This window comes from Pseudoalteromonas sp. S3260 (assembly GCF_005886925.1).
Lineage (GTDB): Bacteria > Pseudomonadota > Gammaproteobacteria > Enterobacterales > Alteromonadaceae > Pseudoalteromonas > Pseudoalteromonas tetraodonis.
The window spans coordinates 1-207 of the sequence record NZ_PNCV01000416.1; the positions used below are offsets into that span (position 1 = coordinate 1).

The 207-nt window shown below is 33.3% G+C and carries 1 protein-coding gene; it reads left to right on the forward strand.

The window, feature by feature from the left end; all coding sequences use genetic code 11:
• Positions 1 to 207: DUF47 domain-containing protein (locus tag CWC14_RS19020; protein WP_138564421.1), on the forward strand; the 207-nt coding region annotated here is incomplete at both ends.

A 207-nucleotide genomic window follows, 5' to 3' on the forward strand; every position in this document is an offset into this window, starting at 1 on the left:
GATTTTATCCCAAATTGAAGATCTAGAGCATAAAAATGATGATAATACGCATCGTATTTTTACCGAATTAGGTCGCAATTTTATTACCCCGTTTGATAGAGAAGATATTCATTACCTCGCTTCCTCTTTGGATGATATTGCCGATTATATTTTTGCATCTGCCAAGAAAATTAATTTTTACAGTGTTAATCCCAATGATACCGGCAT